Genomic DNA, 23,227 nt, shown 5'->3' with positions numbered 1-23,227 from the left:
TGAGATCCCTTCGGTTTACAGGGTGTTTTGGATACAAAGCTAATTTACCCTTAGAGCCTGACTCGGCGGAGTCCTCGAGGCCTTCCAGGCTGGCACTCCCATCGCGACCCCCATACTCGTAATTAACAGGACAACCACCACTGGATACACGAAGCCGAGTGGCATCACATTTATCTCCAGCGATTCTTGCATGAGAACCGTCAGGGTATGCCCAAGGACAAGACCGAATGAGCTTCCAATTGCTAAGGTTGCGATTCCATTTCGTATCACAGCATAGACTACATTTTTGGAATCGGCTCCAAGAGCCATGCGAATTCCAAACTCTCGAAAACGCCGCCCTGTATCAAAGCTCATAATCGAATAGAGTCCCACTGCTCCCAGAACGAGAGAGGCGGCACCGAACAAGCCAAACATAGTTAACGTCAGATTCTCTTTCGCTAGAAAGCGATACTCGTCCTCCATCACGGTCACAGTGTTGGTGATCAGAGTATACTGAGGTCCGATCTTCGCGAGCTCGCGTCGGATCGTCGGTATCCAGCGACGCGGATCACCTTTTGATCTTAGCTGCATTCCTAGTTCCGCATGCGTTCCCTGGGCAAGTGGTGTGTAAATCTTAATGTCTCCAATGTTGGATAAGTCGCTACTCTCCTTGCCTAGCGGGGCTCTGGTTAGCTTGGGCATAACGCCGACTACTGTAAGGAACCCATCTCGGATCCAATGGATATCGTTAAACCGGATCCGCTTCCCAATCGGATCTTCACCTGGCCAATAATAGTCGACGAAACGCTTACTCACGATGCACACAGCCTCTGTCTCCTTCGTATCCAGGGAATTGAACATCCGTCCCGCGAGCAGTTTCGCGTCAAACACGTCCTCATAGCCTAAGTCGATACCCATAACCCTAGCCTTGGGCTTTTGACGCGAGTTTTCGTAGTCCTCTCCCTCCATTTCGAATGGAAGAAAAGTTCCCCCGTAAATTCCGCAGACAGCTTTGATTGTGAAGCTGACCGAATCCACTCCCGGATACGCTTCTAAGCGTTCTTTCATTGCACGAGGAGCCTCAACCAATATCGGGTCGTGCTCGTCTTCCCCAAGCCCCGCAAGGTTAAACCCGGTACTCAATATTTCGGTTGGTTCAATGGGCCAAGGGCGAGTATTCGACTTGTACCAAACCGCTAGCATTAGGATGCTCACGAATGCGAGCACACTGCTCGCCGAAATCTGGAACCCTAAGATTAACCGAGAAAGGCTACCCACAAATAAGCCCGAAGAGGTTCGAGCATCGTCCTTGAGATTTTCCGCCGTTGCAGAGCGAGCGGCCCGCAACCCCGGAACCAGACTGGAAACAACCGAAGAAACGAACACGAGACCGACAACGAATCCCATTACTTTCGCATCGAGATTCATATGCCACCAATAGGCATCGCTGTAGCCGCTTTTGAAAAAAGACCAGATGAACTTCAAACTCCATCCTGCAATCAGCACCCCGCCCAAAGCACCGATACTCGTCAGGACCAATCCATCCAAAACAACCTGCCCCACAATATGAGCCCTGTTCGCTCCAAGAGCGGAGCGGATGGAAAGCTCCGAGGTACGGCTAGCCGTACGAGACATGATCAGATTGAATGTATTAGCGCACGCAACGGCCAACACCAGGAACGAGCATAAGAAGAGTCCATAGGCACGGTTTTCTACCTCGTCGCGAATGTACCATTCCGTAAAGGGTTCCACGTTCATTCGCAGCAGGTTATCATTGCTTTCTGGATACTCGTTGGCGATTCCCTCGGCAATGGTCGCTAGTTCAGCCTCTGCTTGTCGCGGGGTAACGCCCTCTTTCAGTCGAGCCAACATGTAGACCTTAACCCAATGCCGTCTTCCTGTTCCCGATGGGGACGTACTCATGCGGGGCTCAGGCCAATCCGACGCTTTCCATAGATTATTGTCATCCGGAAACCTGAAACCAGGCCGGGCGACTCCCACGACTTTGTGAGGAAGACCGCCAACCATAAGCGTTGATCCAACCGCTTCTTCATTCGATCCGTATTGCTCGCGCCAGAGCGCATGCGAGATCACTACCGTATCATCTTTCTCACGAGAGACATCTTCCGGTAAAAAGGACCGGCCTAGGTGCATTTTCTCGCCCAAAAATTCGAAGAAATTCACAGAAACTCTCTTGTAGTTGTACTCCTTAGCGAATGCATCGCTAGACGGATTGTACACTGGAGCCCGCCATCCCATGTAAGCAGTCATCTCATCAATTTGCTCAGACTCAGATTCGAAGATTTCGTAATCCAAGGGGCTGACTCTCTGTGAGTTCTTATACTTATCACGCTCCACCCAATCGATGTTGTAGATCGTCCCCTTCTTCGCGAAATCGGGCGAACTCCACAGGACACCATTCACGAAAGCAAACATGGTGATGGCGACACCTGTGCCAGTCGCCATCACCACTATGGCCATTATTGTAGAGCCCGGATTCTTGGCCAATAATCTAAATGCGAAGCGGATGTTGGTAAAAAAGCTCATCACCTTATCATATCCTGTTTTCGAATACATTTTGTCTAAACCGTAACTTCCACCAGCCCCTCCTCATTCACGACTCTTCCATCGAAGAGGCTCAAAACCCTGTCGGCATGAGCATTGTAGCGACTGTCGTGAGTGACCATGCAGATGGTGGTCCCTTCGCCATGAAGCTCTTTTAGTAGATCCATCACTCGATCCCCGTTCTTCGAGTCCAAGTTTCCGGTAGGCTCGTCCGCTAACAGGATCTTTGGAGTAGTTGACAAAGCTCGAGCTACCGCAACCCGCTGTTGTTGACCTCCAGAAAGTTGATACGGCAAGTGGTTTCTTCGGTGGCTCATCTCCACTCGTTCGAGCACTTCCTTGGCACGCTTTTTCCTCTCCTCAGCTGGCATGCCTCCGTAGGCAAGCGGAAGCTCTACGTTTTCTTCAACTGTGAGATCGCCAATCAAGTTGAAACTCTGAAAGATAAAGCCGATCTCGGCGTTTCGCACGTATGCGAGCTCGTTTCGGCCAAGGTCGCGAACGTCCAACCCATCCAAGCAATACCGCCCGTCTGTCGGGGTTTCCAGCAAACCAAGAATCGAAAGCAGAGTGGATTTACCGCAACCGGAAGGTCCAGCTACCGAGACGAAATCCCCTTCTTTGATTGTTAGGTAAACATCAGAGAGAGCATAGGTCTCGATCTCATCACTATAGAAGATTTTCATGATGCCTTCCATTTGAATAATCGGCGCATCTTTCATGGCAGTCGGTGGGCTAGAGCTTGAGTTGAACGTGTAGGAGACACGCTGAGAATTAGGACGGCTTCACATTTGCATTAGATGTGCCAACTCAAAACACCAACACTTCAAGAACTTGCCCAACAGTAGCTTAAAAAAGCGCCATTCAATTCACGCGCCAGTATGCGACCGCTGTGTGCCAGTTTTGGCACAGAATAAATTCCACTTTCGAAACGAGCTCGTCGATACGTATTCATAACCCAACAGGTAGTGCGATAGTCGCTACACACCCCGCCCTATCCGTTCGATTCTCGAGCGTGAGCCGACCATGGTGAGCCTCGACGATCTGACGCGAAAGAAACAGGCCAATCCCGCTCCCTTGCGCCTTGGTGCTAAAGAAGGGCACGAAAATATTATCCTCACCGGCGAGCCCGTGCCCCTCATCCTTGATACGGATGACAGCCTCCTCGTCGACCAGATCCCAGCCGACAGACGTAACCCCATCCCGGCCTTCAAGCGCTTCAGCAGCGTTTTTCAACAAGTTCGTGATAACCAACTCTAGCTGGCTTTCATCTCCGGACAGCTCTACCTCGGGCCCGAACTCCAAATCTACCTTACAACGCGATTCGAACGTAGTAACCCTTTCCAGAAGGTCTTTCAGGAAAAACGGTTCCAGCTGCGGTGCAGGCAGACGGGCCAACTGCGAGTACCCCGTCACGAAGCGACTCAGGCTTTCCACTCGCCGTTCTATAACCGACAACCCTCCGCAAACATCCTCTCGCCACTCGTCCGGAAGCGGATCGCGACGCACAATCCGCTTCAGACTATCCGCCATCGAGCGAAGCGGGGTCATCGAATTGTTCAGCTCATGCCCTAGCACGCGTATCAGCTTTTTCCACGCGTCGAGCTCTTCTTCTCTCAATGGGCCTTGCAGGTCGGCTACCAAAAGCATCGTGTGCGGCATGCCGCCCTCGCGATAAATGCTACGCTTCACCAGCCAACGACTTTTCCGGCCCGGGAACTCGATCTCATGAGAAGATTGCAGCGCTTCCCTTAGGAAAGGCTTGAGGTTTAGTTCGCTCGCTGTGCCGCTGAGCGGGGCATCCCCCTCGCAGGCAAACAACTCTCGACCAAACTCGTTGGCCATCTTGAGGTTCTCCTCCTCGTCAAAACAGAACACCGCCGCCTCCACCTCCTGCAGAATCTTTGAGAGAAGCTCATGCGTCTCGATAACATCCATTCGTTGGTTCTGCAGACAATCGGCAAGGCTGTTCAGCTCCAAAAACGAAAGCTCCAACGGGTCATCAACATTTGAATACTTGATTCTAAGCGTAAAGTCTCGCTCCTTGAAAGCTGAGATCACATTCGCCATAACTTGCCAAGGGTGCACCACCAGCTTGTAGAGATAGACAAAACAGAAGAGGTACACTGCCGACACGACTACCACGATCGTACTTATAGAAAGCATCGAGTAGTCTTCCCGAAAAAAAGTGACCAGCATGAAGATCAGCCCTGGAAAACCGCTAAGCAAACAGAGCCACATCACCTTCGAGTGATTGGTCATCTTCTTTAGAGAGTTCACATCTACACTTGTTTCGAGTCGCTTCTACAAGGAGTACTTTCGCAGCCGCCTATAAAACGCGCTGCGGCTCAAGCCGAGAGCGTCCGCCGCCTCGTTCACGTTGCCATCGCTCCGTCTCAGAGCCCGCTTGATCAAGTAAGTCTCGACCTCCTCGAGGCTCATGTCGTCAAGACTCTGGCTCTTGTTCGGCGAAGCGGACAACACCAGCGATGCCGGTTCCACTCGGTCGCCCGTAGAAAGCAGCACGGCCCGTTCAACCGCGTGATCCATTTCGCGGACATTGCCCGGCCAATCATTGTTTTTAATGATGGCGAGAGCTTCCTTGGAAAAACCGGTAATCTCCTTGCGGTACCGTTTCGTGTACTTTTCCAGAAACATCTGAGCCAGTCCCACGATGTCTTGCTCTCGATCCCGAAGGGGAGGCATGTGTATGGGCACTGTATTCAGTCTATAATACAAATCTCTACGAAACCTCCCATCGTTAACCAGTTGCTCCAAGTCAGCGTTCGTCGCGCTTATAATTCGGACATCCGCTTTGCGCGTTTTCGAAGACCCAAGCCGCTCGAACTCCCCCGTCTCCAACAAGCGAAGCAAGGTTGTCTGATGACTCGCGCTCAATTCTCCAATTTCGTCCAGAAACAATGTGCCCCCATCCGCAAGCTCGAAACGCCCCGTTCGATCAGACTTCGCATCGGTGAACGCGCCTTTCACATGCCCAAACAGTTCGCTTTCAAAAAGGCTATCCGAAATACCGCCCATATTGACCGAGATAAAGGGACCGACCGAGCGTTTGGAAATATCGTGGATACACTTAGCGAAAATGGACTTTCCCGTACCGTTCTCACCGGTAATCAGTATATTGGCATCCGATGGAGCTATCTGGCAGATCGTTTCGCGAACCGCCACCATCGCGGACGAGTCACCGACAATGTCCTGCTTCTCATCGGAACGTCTCAGCACATCGTTTTCATCCACCAGCCGCTGCTCACGCTGCTGCAGCCGAGAGAGCTCATGCATGTTTCTCACGATACTCAACAAACGCTCATTGTCCCACGGCTTCGTTATGAAGTCGTTTGCCCCGTTGCGCATCGCCCGAACCGCAATCTCGACCGTCGCCCAGGCAGTCGTCACAACAATCGGCAGTTTAGTGTCCTCCTCACGAACCCTTTCTATCAATTGAAGCCCTTCGGCTCCAGAGGTCGTATCTCGCGAGTAGTTGAGATCGAGCAACACCATGTCGAACTCATCTTCCCTGATGCTTTCGAACGCGGTCACAGGGTTGGTGACGGTCACGCAATCGACCTCCTCGTTTTTGAATAACAAACGAGCGGAAGCCAGGACATCTTGTTCATCGTCGCACACAAGAATCCTCGGATGGGGCACAGAGTTGGGTTTCATTGGATTTTAATAATGGAGGTCAGATTCTCTAATATTGCAATTCGCCGAGGCAGTGGCTTTCAGCAATTGCTATGCCGCACCTCCAATGTCTCCCTTTACCTCCCTTAACAAAGGACTCAAAACCACCTGCGGTAGGCGTTTTGTGCCAATATCGAAAAGCCCCAGTTCCGAAAATGGCACAAAGCATGATCTCCCCCTTTTTTGCGCTCTACAGGCTTCCGGAACCGCTCTTTTGACAGTTTCGCAAAACGACCTATGGTAGCCCTAGACAATCGAAAGAGACCTGATCCAACCATGACTCCACGCATCCCATCCTCCCCGCTCAAGATCGAGCGATTGCAGACCGCGCTGGCCATAGCCCTATGCTGTTTGCTCACGACTCCCCCCCTTCTCGCCAAAAAGAACAACGGAGAAGCGATTCTTCGTAGAACCCTCCAGATGTATGGCTACGCTGAATACTATAGCTGCAACGTAACCATGATCGAGGAAATCGACATCTACGTTGATCGCGGCCTCGAAGAGACCCAACTCGAATCAGAGAGCATCCCCGTAAACCATAGCTGCTCGCTCGAGTACAACCGTCCGGCTCACTTCTCCGCGTCTTGGCGCCTAGTAGACACCAGCGAAACCCCTTTCGTCGAAGGGCAAATCTACACCGCGGACGACCTATACATCGTCTCGAACCAGTACCCGCAAAACGAGGAGTCCAGAGAAGAGCCGAGGCAGCACACAAACCTCAACCTTGCGATCGATGACGCTGAGTTCGCCAGCAACCGGTTCGTCTCCATCATGAGGGACTTTCTCGACCCCGCATTCCACGACGATCTGCTTACCAACGACATCAAGCACACCGGGACCCGAAAACTCGGTAAAACGCGTTGCCACGTACTCAAACTCGACGGCTACAAATCGATGAGGGTCTGGATCGACACCAACAACTTCGCTCTCCGCCAAATCGAATACGAAGTCAATCGCGACGCCTTGCTGGGAGAGTCCGCATGGCTTGAATGGAAAGTAAGCCAGGCTCAACTGCAACTAGACCCCGATGAACGCCGCATTCAACGCCGCATCGATCGATTCCAAACAATCCGCCTTTCGCGCCCTAATAACTACACCCTAGTCTTTGACTATCAAAACCTCGGCCCCTAGCCCATAGGCACCTCAGACTCGTATCGCTATTTCTACTACATTCGCTTAGAACCCATCAATGGTCTCTAAACCGAGGCCCTTCCCTCTACCCTTTCCCAACAAAGCCCATCAAAGAAATTCTCTAATACCAACTGCAAAAAGGTTTGATATCTTCGCAGTCGAGAAGGTAGCGGCCGTTGTCCCAACGGCCATTTGCTGCGAGTGGGAGCGTGCTAGTCACGCGATTGGTAAGGGAAAAGGCGCTCAGCAATCGCGTGGAAAGCTCGCTCCTAGAACGACTGGTCGACTCTAAGAACGAACTACCATCGTATCGAAACAATCGGTTTTCATACTACGGCGTTATGCTAGCGATTAGTTTGTTAATTTCTACCGCTCGAAAACGAGTCGCAATAGCGATACCGTAAAACTTTTTGAGACCCGGTCCCGACATCAATATCCATGCTCAAAAAGTTCTATTTATTAAATAATACTACTTTACTATTTAATTATGTCATTTTATCTTCTGACCACCCTCAAGAAGCGCACCTAATATTCTCGTTAGTTAAATTAACCTCGGAACTCCTCTCAACTTTCCACCCCCCGAAAAGGAAAAGTGAAGCGAAGACAGTTTGTATTTGGCATGTTTGGCGCCGCAGCAGTCGGTCTGTGCGGTTACCGCTACGCCACAGGGCCTCAGGCCCCCAACCTTGCCCATCTGGTCAAGGTATCTAAGACCGGCCAAGCACTCGGCACCACCGTTACGATCACTGCATACCACGCAGATCGTAAGGTAGCCCGCGATGCTCTTACTGAAGCCTTTGAGGCGATCGAACGCGTCGAACAGACAATGAGTCTCTATCGTCCGGATAGCCAATTGAGCAAACTCAACCGAGACGGTTTTTTAGCGAATCCACAGGCTTCGCTCGTCCAAGTTCTTGAAACCGCTCTACACCTCTCGGTCCAATCGAATGGAGCCTTCGACGTGTCGATACAACCGCTGTGGGCAGCCTACGAAGCGGCCTCACAACAGGAGCGACTCCCTACTCCCACCGAAATAAAGGACGCCAAGAATCTGGTAAACTGGCAGAATATCGAACTCTCCGAAGAGCAGATCTCATTGTCGAACAAGGGGATGGCCCTGACGCTCAATGGAATTGCTCAAGGTTACGCCGCCGACGTCGCGGCCTGCGCTCTCAAAGCACATGGCATCGAACACGCACTTATAGATAGCGGCGAAATCAGCACCGTAGGCGTTCCAGCCCATAAGGACAACTGGACTATCGGCATTAAGCACCCACGTGAAGAGGACGCCTTCCTCGGCGTCGCTTCGTTCAAAGGTCGCTGCCTCGCCACTTCCGGCGATTACGAATCTCATTTTACGGACGACTACGAGCAACATCACTTGCTCGACCCACGCAGCGGTCGTTCCCCTCAAGAGCTCTCCAGCGTTACGGTAGCTGCGCCGACCGCCATGGAAGCCGACGCGCTCTCAACTGCCGTCTTCCTCATGGGCCTCGAAAAAGGCAAAGAGCTCATCGAGCGTCTTCCGAACGTTGACGCTTTGTTCGTCGATAAGGCGAACCATACAAGCCATACCACAAACTTCCCAATCGCGTAGACACATAGGTAGCGGCCGCTGACCCTAGCGGCCACAGCTCTCCAACCATCAGATTTAGATCGGAACCAGCCTTAGTGCTAAACGAATCTACATTCTACATTATTATAGGAGCGCTCCTCTTCATGGGAGCGCTCGGACTCGCGCTCGCAGTTACTCTAACTGTAGCCAATAAAAAACTACACGTCCAAGAGGACCCTAGAATCGACGAAGTCGAGGAACTGCTACCGGCAACCAATTGCGGCGCCTGTGGAAGCCCTGGTTGCCGAGCCTTCGCCGAAGCCTGTGTCGCGGGAACCACCAATCCCTCCAAGTGCACAGTCAGTCCTCCGGAGATGACGGCCTACATCGCCGACTTCCTAGGAGTGGAATTGGGCAACCAAGAGAAGATCGTGGCCCGCCTCGCTTGTGCCGGCGGTAATCACGTCGCACGTATGCGTTCTAAATATAGCGGCATGCAATCCTGTCGTGCCGCGACGGCCGCCGGTGGCGGTGGAAAGGCCTGCGCGTGGGGTTGTCTAGGCCTCGCGGACTGCGAGGTATCCTGTGACTTTGACGCCATCACCATGGACGAGCACGGCCTGCCGGTCGTCGATGAAGACAAATGCGTCGCCTGTAATGACTGCGTGGAAGCTTGTCCACTCGGTCTTTTCTCGCTCGAGCCGGTCAGCCATCGCCTCTGGGTCGCCTGCAAAAGTCTAGCGGAAGGAGACGACGCTCTCGCAGATTGCGAAGTCGCATGTACCGCCTGCGCCCGCTGCGTAGCCGACGCCCCTGATGGCCTAATCGAGATTAAGAACAATCTCGCCACTATCGACTACTCGAAAAACGGCCTCGCTTCCCCACTCGCCATCCAACGTTGCCCCACCGGAGCCATCGTTTGGAAGGACGCCCAGAAAACCGTCAAGGGCTCCGCCGCCAAACGAATCATCCGCAAGGAGCCGCTTCCCATCCAGCCCGACAAATCGTAACCACTTTAAAAATACACGTAACTCGCACAGCACCCGAAAAACGGTGCCCAACACTTAGCCAATCATCCCAAAAAGAAAATGGTCTCATCTAAAAGCACCGTCAAATACCCCGGAATTCCAGCAGCGATGGACGGCAACTCCGTCGTCATCATGTGCGAACGCGAGTCCAGCGACGCAGCTGGCGCGTATCCAATTACGCCCTCCACGCAGATGGGCGAGTATTGGGCGGAAGAGACAGCCAAGGGACACATCAACATCTCCGGCAAGCCACTCATCTTCATCGAGCCAGAAGGCGAACACGCCGCAGCGGGTGTGACTGCAGGTATGTCGATGACTGGTCTGCGCGCGTCGAACTTCTCCTCCGGCCAAGGTATCGCCTACATGCACGAGTCGCTTTATGGTGCGGTCGGTAAGCGACTCCCTTACATTCTCAACGTTGGTTGCCGTGCGATTACAAAGACAACCCTCAACGTCCACGCCGGTCACGATGACTACCACTTGATGGACGACACCGGCTTCTTCCAGGTTCTCGGCAAAAACGGCCAGGCCGCCGCCGACCTCAATATCATTTCCCGTAAAATCGCCGAGCTATCCCTAACCCCTGGTGCTGTCGGCCAAGATGGCTTCCTCACCACCCACCTGATCGAAACCCTCCGCGTCCCAGAGCGCGAATTGATCGAAGAGTACCTTGGAAAACCGAGCGACCTCATCGATTCCCCAACCCCTGCCCAGAAGCTTCTCTACGGTGAAAAGCGTCGCCGTGTACCAATCCTCTGGGATGTGGACAACCCAGTCCTCTCCGGTTCCGCACAAAACCAAGAGGCCTACATGCAGTCCGTCGCTGCACAGCGCCCTTACTTCTTCGAGCATATCCCAGAAATCGCGGACCAGTGTTTCGCCGAGTTCGAAGAACTAACCGGCCGCAAACACGCTCGCGTATCCACCTACCGTTGCGAAGACGCTGACTACTTGCTGCTCGCCCAAGGCAGTATCCTCGGGTCCGCTGAAGCGGTTGTCGACTACCTCCGCGAAACGCGTGGCGTTAAAGTGGGTGTAGTTGACCTCACCATGTTCCGCCCATTCCCAGGCGATCTCCTCGGTCCAATTCTTAAAGGTCGCAAGGGTGTTGTTATCCCCGAACGTACCGACCAACCACTCGCAGAGGACCTTCCTGTCATCCGTGAAGTCCGTGCCACAATCAGCAAGTGCATGGAGAACGGCCTCGCTCCCAAGGGTGAGAAGCCATACGCAGGTTACGACAGCTACACCAAGCAAGGTGATGCTCCACCACTCTACTCTTGCTCATTCGGTATGGGTAGCCGCGACCTTCAGCCAGAAGCAGTTATCGGCGCGATCGAAAACATGCTCCCAGACGGAGCGAAGAAAAAGTTCTTCTACCTCTCCATCGACTTCCTCCACAAGAAGAACGTTTCTCCCAAGAACGAGATTCACCAACAGAACCTCCTCGAGAAGTATCCAAACATTGGAGAACTCGAAGTTAAGGGCTCTGAAAATCCAAATCTCCTTCCAGAAGGAGCGATCACCGTTCGCATGCACTCTGTCGGTGGTTGGGGTGCGATCACTACGGGTAAGAATCTCGCCATCACCCTCAACGAACTGCTCGGCTACGACATCAAGGCCAACCCGAAGTACGGTTCCGAAAAGAAGGGTCAGCCAACAACTTACTACCTCTCCGCTGCTCCAGAGCCGATCCGCATCAACTGCGAGTACTACTTCGTGGATACAGTGCTCTCGCCGGATCCGAATGTATTCAGTCACTCAAACCCGCTCTTCGGTCTGAAGAAAGGCGGGACCTTCATCATCCAGAGCGACCTCGATTCGCCGGAAGCAGTCTGGGAATCCTTCCCGATTCACTCGCAACGCTTCATCAAGGCGAACAACATCAAGGTTGTCTACCTCGACGCCTTCAAGATTGCTCGCGAAGAAGCGACCGATCCGGAACTCCAGTTCCGTATGCAAGGTATCGCCTTCCAAGGCGCGTTCTTCGCCGCCTCCAACTTGATGGAGACTGCGAACTTCACCGAAGAAAGCCTCTTCAAGTCGATCCACGAACAGATCGAATACAAGTTCGGTAGCAAGGGTGCTCGCGTAGTTGAAGATAACATACGCGTTGTCCGCCGTGGTTTCGACGAAATCCACGAGATCAAGGACATGGAGATCTCCACGAAGAAAGAGCCTTCTGCCAAGAAGGAAACCGCTCTTCCTTTGATGCTCAAACGCACCCCTGCAAGCAGCGATCCAAAGACCGACACGCACCGTTTCTGGGAGCAAACCGGTAGCTTCTACCTCGGTGGTCGTCCAAACGATCAGGTCGCAGATCCATTCGCAGCCCTAGCTCTCATCCCAGCTAACACCGGTCTCTACCGCAACATGACGCAGATCCGCTTCCAGCATCCTGTCTGGCATCCGGAAAAGTGTACCTCTTGTAGCGACTGTTTCACCGTTTGTCCCGACGCTGCGATCCCAGGTCTAGCGGGCCCAATTTCCGCAGCCTTTGAAACGACCATCAAGCGTATCCAAAAAGCGGGTCACGAAGTTAAGCTGCTTCCGAAGGCGGTACGCACTGTAGAGAAGAAGCTACGTGCCGCAGCCGCAGGCATCAACGGTAGCCGCGAAACTGCGAGTCTCGACACTCGCCCACTCCTCATCGACGCGATCTCCGACACCATCGCGGAAGCGACCGAGGACAAGGAAAACCTCATTGCCGAGTTCGAACTCTTCCGCGATGCGATCGGCGACTTCAAGTTCGCCCTCACAAAGCCATATTACGATCAACGCGAAAAGTCCCAATCTGGTAGCGGCGGTCTCTACTCCATCACCGTCAACCCATACACCTGTAAAGGCTGTATGCTCTGTGTGGACGTCTGTGAAGACGGAGCCCTCACCACCGAGGATCAAACCAAGGAATCCGTCGCCAAGCTCGAGAAGGAATGGGACTACTGGCTCGACCTCCCAACCACTCCTAAGGACTACATGCGCATCGATGACCTCGACGAAAAGATCGGGGCCCTCGAAACCATGCTCATGGACAAGTCTGCCTACAACTCCATGAGTTGTGGTGACGGAGCGTGTACAGGTTGTGGTGAAAAATCTGTTCTCCACCTCTTCACCGGCACGGTCACCGCTCTCATGCAGCGTCGCGTTAAGAAGCACGTTGAATACATCGGCGGTTTGATCGAAAAGATGGAAACCCATCTCAAGAACAAGCTCGCCGAGACGGTTAACATTTCGGATACAGACGCCATTAAGGCCGCTGTCGCACGTAGCTCCGACAAGGACCTCAATCTATCCTCCCTCGCTGGAGCGCTCGACGAAGGTACCGCTGGAACTCCGCTCGATCAGGAATGGCTCACTTGGATGAGCGATCTGCTCGCAAAGCTGAAGGATCTCAAGTGGCGCTACGAAGAAGGCACCACCAAAACCGGACGCGCTATGATGGGCTTCCAGAACGCCACTGGTTGTTCGTCCATTTACGGTTCTTCCTTCCCATACAATCCGTATCCATTCCCATGGTCTAACCACCTCTTCCAGGATGCTCCATCCGTCGCCCTCGGACTTTTCGAAGGTCACATGCGAGCAATGGGCGAAGGCTTCAAGGCCATACGCCAAGCCGAAGCGGAACTCTCCGGTAAGGACTTCAAGGAATTCGAGAAGACACTCACCTACTTCGACTGGAACAGCTTCACGGACGATGAGTATCTCCTCTGCCCACCAGTTGTAGCAGTGGGTGGTGACGGTGCGATGTTCGACATCGGCTTCCAAAACGTTTCCCGCGTTCTCATGTCAGGGCGCCCAATCAAGATCTTCGTCCTCGATACTCAGGTGTATTCAAACACTGGTGGTCAGGCCTGTACTTCCGGTTACATCGGCCAAGTCTCCGATATGGCTCCATACGGCAAGGCCTGGAAGGGTAAGAAGGAAATCCGTAAGGAAATGGCCCTCATCGGTGCTGCTCACCGTACGGCCTTCATCATGCAGGGCAACATCGCCAATTACACGCACCTGATCGAAGGTTACATCGACGGCATCAACGCCCGCCGCCCTGCTCTCTTCAGCATCTACTCGGTCTGTCAGCCAGAGCACGGTGTACCGGACGACGCTTCGGCTTACCGTAGCAAGATGGCCCTCGAATCACGTGCGTATCCAGTATTCCGCTTCGATCCAGATGCGGGTGAATCTTGGGAAGATTGCATCGAGCTCGAAGGCAATCCTTCCATGGATGACGATTGGCCAGTCTACACGCTCAAGTACGTCGACGACGACGGCAATGAGCAGTCGATGGAGCTTCCAATGACATTCGCTGACTTCGCCGTCCAAGAAGGCCGCTTCCGCAAGCACTTCCGTGTCGCCCCGGCTGATACCTGGAACGACAACATGGTTCCGCTGGTCGAGTTTCTCGATATGGATGAAGACGACCGCGAAGGTCTCTTTCCATACATCTGGTCGGTCGACAAAAAGAACCGTCTCATGCGTGTTCTCGTGGCCGCGGAAATCGTTCAGTCTACTGAAGAACGCCGCGACTACTGGCGCACGCTCAAGGGAATCGCCGGCCTCACTAAGAAGGTCGATCCTGAAGCAATCGCGCAGCAAGTTCGCAGCGAAACCGCTCAGAAGCTGGCCCAAGGCCTCATGAACATGCTCGCTGGAGCAGAAGGAGCACCAATCGATATCTCCGCTGCAGCTGCCCCCGCAGCAAGTGGCGAAGCCCCTGCCGCAGCCGCTTCAAACGGTTTCGAACCAGCTTGGATCGACCAAACAGAATGTAGCTCCTGCGACGAATGCGTGGTCATCAACCCGAAGATCTTCGAGTACGACGACGGCAAGAAAGCCTTCGTCAAGGATCCCAAGGGTGGCCCCTTCAAGGACATCGTCCGTGCCGCTGAAAAGTGCACCGGAAAATGTATCCATCCCGGCACTCCAGCCGATCCAAGCGAGAAGGGAGTAGATAAGCTCATCAAACGCGCCGAGAAGTTCCAGTAAACTCTAACCCACGAATCACTCGAATCTACACGAATTCCAATCACTCAAAGCTTAAAAAGAATTCGAGAAGATTAGTGAGATTCGTGGGAAAAAATATGATGCCACCAAAATCACAAAAGGACAAAGACCGAGCGACGCCTCCGGAACGCGAATTCCAGCGGGACGACCTTCGCAACCAAACCTTCTACCATGTCGGCCTCGAGTACTATCACTACTCGCAAGGCACGCTCGACAAGGCAGCTTCACGCCGCGTGGCTAAAGTCGCACGAACTCGCAAACGGTCATAGCCCACTCTATGTTCCATCTCATCTCCAACCTTCTGCACAAGGGCACGTTTTCACACGGGATTCATCCCGATGAAAACAAGCACTTCACGGAGAATATCCCGATCCGGCGCCTTCCTTTCGCACCGGAATTGGTACTCCCGCTCTCGCAGCATTTTGGAGCACCCTCCGATCTGATCGTCCATCCTGGTCAAGAGGTCGTCCGCGGTGAACCGATTGCGAAAGCGAAAGGCTTCATGTCCGTCCCGCTTCACGCACCAGCCACTGGTCGCATCAAGCGAGTCGAGCTCATGCCCACGGCAAAGGGACCGAAAACGCCTTCGATCATACTGGAAGTCTACCCCGGCGACAGCCAGGAAGTCGGCTACTACTACGAACGCGATATCGATGAGATGTCTCAACAAGAGATTATCCAAGCAGTTCAAGACACCGGCCTCGTCGGTCTCGGCGGCGCCGCCTTCCCGACGCACGTCAAGCTCTCTCCACCCAAGGAGCACACTGTACACACTGTGCTGATCAACGGCTGTGAGTGCGAGCCCTTCCTCACCACCGACCATCGTGTGATGTTGGAACGTACCGAGGATCTCATTACAGGTACCAAGATCCTTATGAAGGCGCTCGGTGCGGAAAAAGCGATCATCGGTACAGAGAAAAACAAGATGAACGCAGTTGAAGCCATCCAGAAGCACTTGCCTGAAGATGGTTCCATCGAAGTCCGAGCCGTTCAGACCAAGTACCCGCAAGGTGCTGAGAAGATGCTGGTCAAAGCTCTGATGGGCTTGGAAATTCCCTCTGGCGGATTCCCCTCTGCAGTTGGCTGCGGTGTGTTCAACGTTGCCTCCACTGCGGAACTCGGCGAACTGCTTCCTAAGAGCCAAGGCGTGATTGAGCGTGTCGTCACCATTACGGGTCCAGGAATCGAGAAACGTGGCAATTATATGGTGCCAATTGGCACCCCTATCCGCTTCATTCTGGATCAGCTAGGCTTCAGCGGCAGTGCGAACTGCCTGATCATGGGCGGCCCCATGATGGGTAGCTCCGTTTCCTCCTTGGACGTCCCAATTACCAAGGGGTCTGGCGGCCTACTCGTATTAACCGAGTCGATACTGGAGGGACAGCACGACCAAAAAAGCTATCCTTGCATAAGCTGCGCTCAATGTCTCGACGCCTGCCCAATGCATCTGAACCCCAGCCAACTCGGAAAGTTGGCAAACAAGCATCGCTACGACGAGATGCAAAGCGACTTTCATCTTATGGATTGCTTCGAATGCGGCTGCTGCAGCTACGTCTGCCCCAGCGGAATCCCCCTCGTACAGTATTTCCGTGTGGCCAAGTCCTCACTCCGCGAAAAAGCGGCAAGAGAAAGGGCAAACGCCTCATGAGTACAGCCTCTCAATCAGTCGTCCTACATACCTCGCCCCACTTGCGGCACGTCCCCGCAGTGGACGAGATCATGCGCAACGTAGTGTACGCCTTGATACCGATCAGCGCCTTCGCGGTCTATCAATTCGGCATCAGCGTACTTGCGCTACTCGTCACTTGCGTTGTCACCTGTCTCGCCACCGAGCACGCGATTTGCCGCCTCTCTGGACGATCCAGCTCAGTAAACGACTGGAGTGTCACCATCACCGGTATCCTGCTCGCTCTGACCTTACCGCCAGGCTTCCCGCTCTGGATGGCTGCAGTCGCTTCGATCGCAGGTGTTGGAATCGGCAAAATGTTCTTCGGTGGTCTCGGATACAACGTGATGAATCCTGCTCTGGTAGGGCGTGCCTTCGCACAAGCTGCCTTCACCGCACCGATCACGACTTGGACTCCGGTCATGGCGGATAACCGCTTCACCGAGTTTATTCCTTCTACGCTCACCATCCCTTTTCTCCGCCCAGTACCAATCAACGATTGGCTCGCCTCCGTTGCTCCAGACGGCTTCACCGGCGCTACTCCTCTAGCGCTGATGAAGTTCGAGCAAATCTCCACGGATTCGGTACAGTTGGCGATCGGCTCAACAGCTGGCTCTGCCGGTGAAACATCCGCACTGCTCATTCTCATCTGCGGTCTCTACCTTGTCTACCGCAAGATGATGGATTGGAAGATCGCCTTCGCGGTCCTCTTCGTGGCAGCGCTCACTTCCGGACTCTTCTACCTGATCGACTCCACTCAGTATCCGGGACCAATCTTCATGCTCTGCTCGGGTGGGCTGATGCTTGGAGCTGTATTCATGGCAACTGACATGGTGGCATCGCCCGTGACCCCGCTCGGGATTTGGATCTACGGCGGCATGATTGGATTCCTCACAATCATCATTCGCCTCTTCGGCGGTCTCAACGAAGGAGTCATGTACGCCATCCTGCTCGCGAACGCTTGTTCGCCGCTCATCAACTCTGTCACCCAGCCTCGCAAGTACGGCTACGTAAAGAAAGGAGCCAAATGAGCGAAGCACCCACCATGCCTAAAAGCAGCAAGCTCATCACCGCCCTCGCTTTGATCGCGATGATGTCAGGCTTGCTGGTCGCAGTGACCTTCCAAGTCACCGCCCCTCGGATCGCACTAAACAAGCAGAAAGCTTTGGAAAAAGCGATCTTCGCAGTTCTCCCCGAAGCGACCTCCGCTGGAAATTTTCTCCTACAAGATGGAGTGCTAACATCGCTCACTGCAGAAGAGTTCAGCCAAGCGAATGTGTTCGCTGGATACAACGACGCGGGCGAACTAGTCGGCATCGCGATGGAAGCCTCTGCCCGCGGATATTCCGACGTCGTACGAATCCTCTACGCCTACGAGCCCAAGAATCAGTGCATCCTAGGCTTCACCGTCCTGCAGAGTACCGAGACACCGGGTATCGGTGATAAGATCGAAACCGATGCTGACTTCCTCAAAAACTTCGACTGCCTCGACGCTAGCCTGAACGCTGATCTAAGCAGTCTCGCGAACGACATCATCACCGTCAAAAATGGCAAAAAGGTAAACGCCTGGGAGATCGACGGTATCTCCGGTGCCACGATCACCTCCAAAGCCATCGGAAACGCTCTCAACCAAAGCGCCAACGCTATGCTTCCCGATCTCGCGAAGAACCAAGCACTGCTCGAAAAGAAAGGAGACAGCTAATGCCAGCCGATCCAAGAGCACCCGCTAAGCTTTCCCTCGAAACACTCACTCAGGGCATCTGGAAAGAGAATCCCGTTTTCGTGATGCTACTGGGCCTCTGTCCGGTGCTAGCGGTCACGAACACAGCGACCAACGCCCTCGCCATGGGACTGGCCACCATGTTCGTGCTTCTCTGCTCCGGCGTATTGGTTTCCTTGCTACGTAACGTCATCCCGAAGCAGGTCCGTATCGCGTGTTACATCATCATCATCGCGACTTTCGTAACGATTACCGACTACGCAATCATGGCGATCAGCCTCGATCTCCACAAGGCGCTCGGAGCATTCATCCAGCTCATCGTAGTGAACTGCGTGATACTCGGTCGTGCGGAAGCCTACGCTTCGAAGAACAAAGTGGTCAGTTCCTTCGTAAACGCTTTCGGCATGGGAATCGGATTCACCGTAGCTCTCCTCTGCCTAGGTGTGGTTCGCGAAGTCTTCGGATTCGGTACTCTCTTCGGCATGGATCTCTTTGGACCAAACTTCCAGCCATGGGCGGTCTTCGCTTTGCCACCGGGAGGTTTCTTCGTCCTAGCCTTCTGGCTCTTCCTCTTCTCATACGTCCGCAAGCGTCGTGCAGCCGCAACTACATTGGAGGAGAAAAAACATGCAGCCTGATTCTCACGCATTCATTTTCCTCAACGCGTTTTTGATCAACAATTTCGTGTTGGCCATGTTTCTCGGGCTTTGCCCTTTCCTCGGGGTTTCGGCCAAGATCTCAACGGCCTGGAACATGGGACTCGCCGTTGTCTTCGTCATGCTCGTCAGTTCGATGTGCGCCTTCGGGATCAACATTGTTCTCGTGAAGTACGAGCTCGAATTCCTACGGCTCATTTCCTACATCGCGGTGATCGCTTCATCGGTGCAGCTGGTTGAGATGTTTGTCAAAAAGTTCAGTCCCTCACTATTCCGTACGCTCGGCATCTTCTTACCGCTGATTACCACAAACTGTGCGATCCTTGGCTTGGCCCTTTTCCAAACCAATCGTTCCTACAATTTCACACAGTGTCTCGCCTTCGCTCTCGGAGCCGGAGCCGGTTTCACTCTTGCTCTCATCCTCATGGCAGGCTTGCGCGAGAAGCTCGAACTCGCTAAGATTCCCGACACCGTCACTCAAGCCGCCCTCAGTCTTATGATCGCAGGCCTTCTTTCCCTCAGCTTCATGGGCTTCGCCGGACTAGGCGGATAGATATTATGATTTCCAATACATCAAAAGGTAGGGCGGCATCGCCGAGGCCGCCGCAACAACCTGATCAAAACTACCGCGGCTCTCTCGGCGAGAGAGCCCTACCCTAACCTTCAAGTGATTCTCAAACTCGCAATTTCAGTCACGGTCATCCTCCTGCTCATGCTAGGATGGATCCTAGTACAGCACCTATCCCGACTCTTCGCTGCCCGGCATCCGGAGCTTGGCCCTGCACGCGAAGAAGGTGGAAGCTGCCTACTCTGCCTCTGCGGCAAAAACGGAAATTGCCCAAAGAAAGAAAATATTTCGCCCACCAAGGACACAGAGAATCACGAAGAGGCTCACGTCCACTAAAATAACTTCGTGAACCTTCGTGCCCTTGGTAGGCAAAAATGAATTTCAAAAACACTAGCCCTCAGCCTTCAGCTTTTAACAAAATGAAACTCGCAGAATACGACATAAGCCACCCGTTCACCGCCACCGTTACCAAGTCCGACCGTATTACACATTCCAATACGGCAGAGGTGCGGCACATCAACCTCAGCATCCGAAACGAGTCCTTCCGTTTCATCGAAGGACAGAGCGTTGCGGTCATTGCCCCGGGCAGCAAAGAGTTCGGTAACGAGCAACACGTCCGGCTCTACTCGATCGCGAGTTCACGGGAAGGTGAAGCCAACCACCCCGATGAAATCTCCCTCTGCGTTCGCCGCTGCTTCTACATAGACCCCATTAGCGGCGAGCGCTTCCCAGGGGTAGCCTCCAACTACCTCTGCAATCTTAAGCCAGGTGATCAAATCTCGCTTGCCGGCCCCTACGGCCGCCAATTCGTACCACCCCGCGATTCGTCCGCGAATCTCCTCATGATCGGTATCGGCACCGGCATCGCCCCGTTCCGTGCTTTCATCAAATACATGTACGAAGACCGCAAGGAGTGGACCGGCAAGGTACGTCTCTTCTACGGAGCGCGCACCGGTATGGACTTGCTCTACCAAAACGAGCAAAACCGCGACCTAGCCAACTACTACGATCAAGAAACCTTCAAAGCCTTCGAAGCAGTCAGCCCGCGCCCACATTTCGACGAACCCGTCGACTTCGACCGCACGCTCGCTGACAATGTCGACGAAGCCTGGACGATGATCCAGGATCCCAAGACCCACGTCTATATCTCTGGCATCAGCGCCCTCGAAGAAAGCCTCGATAAAGCCTTCGCCAAGGCCGCAGGTTCGACCGAGCAATGGGAAGCCAAGAAAGCCGAGATCGTAGCCGACGGCCGCTGGTCAACGCTGCTCTACGAGTAGAAGATCGATAAACAGGGATTGCCTTTGGCAAACAGGATCACGCTTACGCGTGAGCAGGTTCTTTGTAAACTCAGGAGCAGAAAATTCAATTGGCCACAGGCCATCCTGTTTCCGCAAAGCGGAACCCCTGATTCCCAAATTAGCATTTCGCTAAACGCCTCCTTATCAGTCGGATCAACAGACATACTTATTGATACCGCACACTAGTCCTAGGCCATATACGATTGTATACCGCCTAACACTGTCGATACTCTATACTAGGATATCTGCAGTATGAAAGAAGACCCCAGACTTAATTGCGGCGGCCTTTCCTCATCTCGCAAACACAGCAAGCACACCCCGGTTAGTCGTCTCAAAACGTCCAGAATCTCGGAGCCAAACACTCCGATTTTCCCAGACCTTCCGGACGACATCGTAGACGAAATGCTCGCCGAACTCCGCGAAGAGGAAAACGTAGCCCACGAATAGTAAACCTGCTTAACAAGCACTAAGGTTTCATTGAATGATGATTCGGCTACGCCGAAGCTTGATGGCCTTGGACCAACATGATTGCTTGATAACGAATCGTTATTGTCATGCTGCACCGCATCATGCTCCAGCGAAGCTGGATCATCATCCCGAATACCACATCGCCAATTTTTCGGAACTTTTCCTGAATAAGGCTCTGGCTCCTTGCGTCTGAAGTCACGGAATCATGACTTTATCAGAAGCGTACAAAGCGTTGGGGCTGGAAAAAGGGAAATCAGAGTCCGAGCGGCGTCGTGTCTATGACGCCGTTCGGGCACAGCTTAAGGAAAAACATGAGAACGCTCCCACCGAAGGCTTGAAGAGAAAGTACTCCGAAGCCTTAACCCGCACTGACGAAGCGATAGAAGTTATCGAGTCCGAAATCGATGTCCAAGAACTCCCAATTTTAGCCAGCACACATAAATCTCCCTCCGAACCAGAGCCCTTAGAATCTCAGAAAACACCCGCTTCCAAAGATAAGCCCATCCTCTGGATTGTTCTCACTCTAGCGGCAAGCACCTGCTTCGTAATCGTCTTTCTTCAATGGAGGAATCAAGACTCAGCCAATAAACAAATCCTAAGAGAAGCGGCCCAAGCGGCCGATGCAGAACGACTGCTTCTGGAAACGAAAAGAGCGGAAGAGCTTCAAAAACAGAACCTGCAAGCCGAACTGAACCTTGTCCGCAAACCATTCGAAGACACTCTATTGCCGCTACTGCAAAAACTTGAGCAATCACAGGCAACACTCAGAGATCTCCAAGGGGCGGAGCGCGTTACCAAACAAAATGCCGACGAGGCAAGCATCGCGATTGCTCAGTTCCAGAGGAGTCGCTACGACGTATTTGTATCGTGGCTACAACAATATATAAACCAGCAATCGGCTTTCAAAAAACTCGAAGAATCCAATCGGTTTGAAAAGGCCGGAAATCTATCTCAGGCGATCGCCACCTTCGAAAACGCGCAACCTAAGGAACTCTCCAACCTTTCCACAGTAGCCCAGTCAGAGAAGGAACTCTACCAGATTCCGTTCGATCGCTTCACCGCAGAACAAGCCTACAGCAAAACCCAATTAGAAGCAGAGATAGCAGCGATCAAGAGGAACTATGATGAAGCGATCGATCTGCTAACTCCCTTCTCCGCAAATCCTCACACCGCTGAACAAGCGAAAGCAAAACTGGAAGAGTTAAAGCAGCTACGCACCAAAGACCTTTTCGAACGGGCCGAATACGCCCTCGAAATCGGTGACACCTTCGAAGCAAGGAACATCCTAAAAACCTTAGGTTCACTATATGACGATTCTCAGTTCACGGAATTCCAACTCAGTCTAATTTCGAATTTAAATTCTGAATACGCGTACGAACTCGCAGCAGGTGCAGTCGAAGAATCGCTGGACGAAGGAGATTTTGAGAAAGCCCGAGAGTCTCTCGAAGGGATTTCCGAAGACCCGGTCCTTTCCGATCGAATAAAGGTCGACCTCGCTCGAATCGATGAAATCGAAACCATCAAGCGTAGAAACTCAATCCAACTCCCGCCAAGAGAGCTCGCTCAATCACCTTCCACTGAATCGGCTGCCATTAAACCAGACCGAGCTCCTCGACTGCTCAGAAGCGAAAAACCCAAATACCCGGAAAGCCTACGCCGTGAAAAACCAGAGGGTTTTGTAGACATTACTTGGATCGTCGACGTAAACGGACGACCAAAGGACATTGATATAATCAGCTCGAGCCATCCAGCCTTTGAGGCGCCCACGGTTGAAGCTCTCAGAAAGTGGCGATTCAAACCCGCCGAAAAAAATGGCACACCCATAGAGCTTAAGGTCAAGCAACGTATACAGTTCAATCCAGGATGATATCGGGCTGTCTTTTCTGGCGAATA

18 protein-coding genes are annotated in these 23,227 nt (G+C 53.1%); 14 read left to right on the top strand and 4 right to left on the bottom strand.

From position 1 onward, the window contains the following. Positions 1–39: 39 nt before the first annotated feature. From JIN87_RS11830 to JIN87_RS11815, 4 genes are all read right to left on the bottom strand, one after another. Positions 40–2,556, bottom strand: a complete 2,517-nt coding sequence (locus tag JIN87_RS11830; RefSeq protein ID WP_200355772.1) for an ABC transporter permease — start codon at positions 2,554–2,556, stop codon at positions 40–42. Positions 2,557–2,561: 5 nt separating this feature from the next. Then, on the bottom strand, positions 2,562–3,266 hold the full coding sequence (locus JIN87_RS11825; RefSeq protein WP_234033365.1) for an ABC transporter ATP-binding protein: 705 nt from the start codon (positions 3,264–3,266) through the stop codon (positions 2,562–2,564). Between the two features lie 229 nt (positions 3,267–3,495). Further along, positions 3,496–4,824, bottom strand: a complete 1,329-nt coding sequence (locus JIN87_RS28780) for an ATP-binding protein (protein WP_200355771.1) — start codon at positions 4,822–4,824, stop codon at positions 3,496–3,498. A gap of 24 nt (positions 4,825–4,848) precedes the next feature. Next, entirely contained in the window at positions 4,849–6,222 is a 1,374-nt protein-coding gene (locus JIN87_RS11815) for a sigma-54-dependent transcriptional regulator (protein WP_200355770.1), read from the bottom strand. A 294-nt stretch (positions 6,223–6,516) separates the two neighbouring features. Here JIN87_RS11815 and JIN87_RS11810 point away from each other — a divergent pair, with 294 nt between their 5' ends. From JIN87_RS11810 to JIN87_RS11745, 14 genes are all read left to right on the top strand, one after another. After that, complete coding sequence (locus JIN87_RS11810; RefSeq protein ID WP_200355769.1) at positions 6,517–7,371, top strand: LolA-like protein; 855 nt, start codon at positions 6,517–6,519, stop codon at positions 7,369–7,371. Positions 7,372–7,963: 592 nt separating this feature from the next. Beyond that, positions 7,964–8,968, top strand: coding sequence for an FAD:protein FMN transferase (locus JIN87_RS11805; RefSeq protein WP_200355768.1), 1,005 nt, complete (start codon positions 7,964–7,966; stop codon positions 8,966–8,968). A gap of 122 nt (positions 8,969–9,090) precedes the next feature. Continuing rightward, positions 9,091–9,936, top strand: a complete 846-nt coding sequence (locus tag JIN87_RS28595) for an RnfABCDGE type electron transport complex subunit B (protein WP_267909387.1) — start codon at positions 9,091–9,093, stop codon at positions 9,934–9,936. A 78-nt stretch (positions 9,937–10,014) separates the two neighbouring features. Further along, on the top strand, positions 10,015–14,937 hold the full coding sequence (locus tag JIN87_RS11795; RefSeq protein ID WP_200355766.1) for a 2-oxoacid:acceptor oxidoreductase family protein: 4,923 nt from the start codon (positions 10,015–10,017) through the stop codon (positions 14,935–14,937). Between the two features lie 95 nt (positions 14,938–15,032). Further along, on the top strand, positions 15,033–15,224 hold the full coding sequence (locus JIN87_RS11790) for a hypothetical protein (protein WP_200355765.1): 192 nt from the start codon (positions 15,033–15,035) through the stop codon (positions 15,222–15,224). An 8-nt stretch (positions 15,225–15,232) separates the two neighbouring features. Then, positions 15,233–16,603 carry an electron transport complex subunit RsxC gene (gene rsxC, locus JIN87_RS11785; RefSeq protein ID WP_200355764.1) on the top strand — a complete coding sequence of 457 codons (1,371 nt, stop codon included), beginning with the start codon at positions 15,233–15,235 and terminating at the stop codon, positions 16,601–16,603. Further along, positions 16,600–17,652: an RnfABCDGE type electron transport complex subunit D gene (locus tag JIN87_RS11780; RefSeq protein ID WP_200355763.1), complete on the top strand. Its 1,053-nt coding sequence runs from the start codon at positions 16,600–16,602 to the stop codon at positions 17,650–17,652. Before rsxC ends, JIN87_RS11780 begins: the two co-directional genes overlap by 4 nt. Beyond that, a complete protein-coding gene (locus JIN87_RS11775) occupies positions 17,649–18,323 on the top strand; it encodes an RnfABCDGE type electron transport complex subunit G (protein WP_200355762.1) in 675 nt (224 codons plus the stop codon). The genes JIN87_RS11780 and JIN87_RS11775 overlap by 4 nt, the downstream gene beginning before the upstream one ends. Beyond that, complete coding sequence (gene rsxE, locus JIN87_RS11770) at positions 18,323–18,979, top strand: electron transport complex subunit RsxE (protein ID WP_200355761.1); 657 nt, start codon at positions 18,323–18,325, stop codon at positions 18,977–18,979. Before JIN87_RS11775 ends, rsxE begins: the two co-directional genes overlap by 1 nt. Beyond that, complete coding sequence (locus JIN87_RS11765; RefSeq protein ID WP_200355760.1) at positions 18,969–19,550, top strand: electron transport complex protein RnfA; 582 nt, start codon at positions 18,969–18,971, stop codon at positions 19,548–19,550. The genes rsxE and JIN87_RS11765 overlap by 11 nt, the downstream gene beginning before the upstream one ends. Before the next feature lie 114 nt (positions 19,551–19,664). Beyond that, the gene (locus JIN87_RS11760) at positions 19,665–19,901 is read left to right on the top strand and encodes a hypothetical protein (protein ID WP_200355759.1); all 237 of its coding nucleotides are present in this window, start codon (positions 19,665–19,667) and stop codon (positions 19,899–19,901) included. An 83-nt stretch (positions 19,902–19,984) separates the two neighbouring features. Further along, positions 19,985–20,845, top strand: a complete 861-nt coding sequence (locus JIN87_RS11755) for an FAD-binding oxidoreductase (protein WP_200355758.1) — start codon at positions 19,985–19,987, stop codon at positions 20,843–20,845. 273 nt (positions 20,846–21,118) lie between these two features. After that, positions 21,119–21,313 (top strand): hypothetical protein, encoded by a 195-nt coding sequence (locus tag JIN87_RS11750; protein WP_200355757.1) that lies wholly within the window; start codon positions 21,119–21,121, stop codon positions 21,311–21,313. Between the two features lie 226 nt (positions 21,314–21,539). Beyond that, entirely contained in the window at positions 21,540–23,201 is a 1,662-nt protein-coding gene (locus JIN87_RS11745; protein WP_200355756.1) for a TonB family protein, read from the top strand. Positions 23,202–23,227 lie beyond the last annotated feature (26 nt).

It is taken from the genome of Pelagicoccus mobilis (assembly GCF_016595505.1).
Classification (GTDB): domain Bacteria; phylum Verrucomicrobiota; class Verrucomicrobiia; order Opitutales; family Opitutaceae; genus Pelagicoccus; species Pelagicoccus mobilis.
This window is presented reverse-complemented; position numbering and strand designations above follow the sequence as displayed.